Origin of the sequence: Massilia sp. CCM 8734 (assembly GCF_011682155.1) — a bacterium.
Classification (GTDB): Bacteria; Pseudomonadota; Gammaproteobacteria; order Burkholderiales; family Burkholderiaceae_D; genus Telluria_A; species Telluria_A rubra.
The window spans coordinates 1-1,863 of sequence record NZ_WHJI01000111.1 but is presented as its reverse complement, the minus strand read 5'-3'; the positions used below and the strand labels follow the sequence as shown (position 1 = coordinate 1,863).

The 1,863-nt window shown below is 61.9% G+C and carries 2 protein-coding genes; one reads left to right on the top strand and one right to left on the bottom strand.

Annotation, left to right across the window (positions count from 1 at the left end):
• A partial coding sequence (locus tag F2P46_RS35570; RefSeq protein ID WP_166899211.1) for a response regulator occupies window positions 1–698 on the top strand: 698 nt, incomplete at its 5' end.
• On the opposite strand, the gene F2P46_RS35565 is transcribed toward F2P46_RS35570, so the two are convergent.
• A partial coding sequence (locus tag F2P46_RS35565; protein ID WP_166899209.1) for a DUF4902 domain-containing protein occupies window positions 699–1,863 on the bottom strand: 1,165 nt, incomplete at its 5' end.

Here is a 1,863-nt window from a genome sequence, read left to right as displayed (position 1 = left end):
TGATCGATTACGCGATGCCGGACATGGATGGGCTGGAGTTTTGCGAGGCGGCCGCCGATCTGCCCTGTAAGAAAATCATGTTCACTGCGCGCGCCGACGCGAGCTTTGCCGTGGCGGCCTTTAATCGTGGCCTCATCCATCGGTTTATCCGCAAGCAGGAGCCCGACGCGCTCGACCAGCTGGAGGCGGCCATCGACGCTCTGCAGAACACCTACTTCCTCGATCAATCACGCAGCCAGGCCGGTCAGCTGGACGCCCACGAGTTTGGATTTTTGCGCGACCCGGCTGCGGCCGCCATGGTCCAGGGCCTGTGTGATCGCTACGGATTCGTTGAATACTATCTTTTCACTAATCCCCACGGTTTTCTGTTCTTTGACGCCGAAGGAGCGCCCACGCTCGTCCCGATGATGAACGCCAGAAGTCTTGAATGGCATGCCGATATCGCTGCAGAGGAGGGTGCGCCTGCGGAGCTGTCGGCCGCGCTGCGTGAGCGCCGCGTGGTGCCGTTTTTCCATACTGGCGACGGATGCTGGTCCTCCGATCTGCCAGGCGACCCGCTGAAATACTGCAAGCCACCGCAGGTCACGCGGGGCAGGGAAGACTACTACTGGGCAATGTTCGATCTGCCTGACCACTATCGCAAGCGCGAACCGTATTCGCACGCCAGGTTCCTGCGCGAGCACCTCCACCGCCCCTGATTACCGTGTAACGGGAAGCATGCCGTGCAGCTTGGCCTTGTTGATCGCATCGATGCTGGACTTGGCTTTCAATTCGACCTTGAACGACTTGATATGCCGGTCCAATGCAGACAGGCTCATCCTCATGCGGTCGGCGATCTCCTTGCGCTGCAGGCCATCGTGCATGTGAAGCAGAATCGTCCTCTCGATATCCGACAGGACCGCGCCCGCGGCTGCTTGGGCGGCTGCGGGCGGGCGCAGCTGGTGCCGCATCATGCTGTGCGCGAACCGGGCGATTTCGATCAGACTGGGCTCGATCAGGCGCAGCTCCCTTTCCGTGACAGCTTCTCCCTTGCGTGACAGGACCAGCGTGGCCAGGCCGTCGTCGGACGTCATCAGCCAGCCATGCTCGATGCCTTGTGCGATAGCTGCGGTCCAGAACGCGGGGTCTTCGGCGTGCCATTGCTCAGCGTGCCAGGTATGGGCGCCGCGCTGCATGTGCAGGCGTGGATCGCGCATCGCTAGTTCTTCCGTTGCATACACCTCGCGCCAGGCCGGCCGGTGATTTTCTTCAAGCACGTAGATGTTGACATCTTCCTTGCAGCGGACGTAGGCGAGGGTCTGGTCGAAGGAGAACTTCTGCCTGGCAAGCTTGGCGATCTGCGCGAACTGGTCCGCTGGCGGGAGGCAGGCCAGCTCGCGTGCGGTCTTTCTGCCCCAAGTCGCGGTTCCATCCCGGTGAAGGGGCCGGATGGCGATGGGTAGGGGACGTAACGCGGCACGCATGGACGGCAGCTGCGGATCGTTGCGCACGTCCTGCGCCTCCAGGTTGAGCTTCACATAGGGTTGCCAGTCGAGCCGGCGTCGAAGGCGGCGCATCAGCATGCGGTAGAACGTGGGCCGGGACAGATCTTGTTTGAAAGGGGTGACAAGAACGATGTTTGTGCTTACGCCCTGCGCCGGCACGACAAAATCGTCGCGTACCTCATCGAAATACCAGTGGAAACGGACCCACACGTCGGAATCAAGTTGGCCGCGCCATTCGCTGAAGCCGGCGACCTTGGCGGGCACGATGCGCCGGATCTCGCGCAGCAAGGTGTCGTCGGCCTGTATGAGCGTGGCAAGGTGCGCGACCGCGCGCAGCTGGGCCGTGGTCATTCTCACTTCGGGAAACGGGGTGCTACAA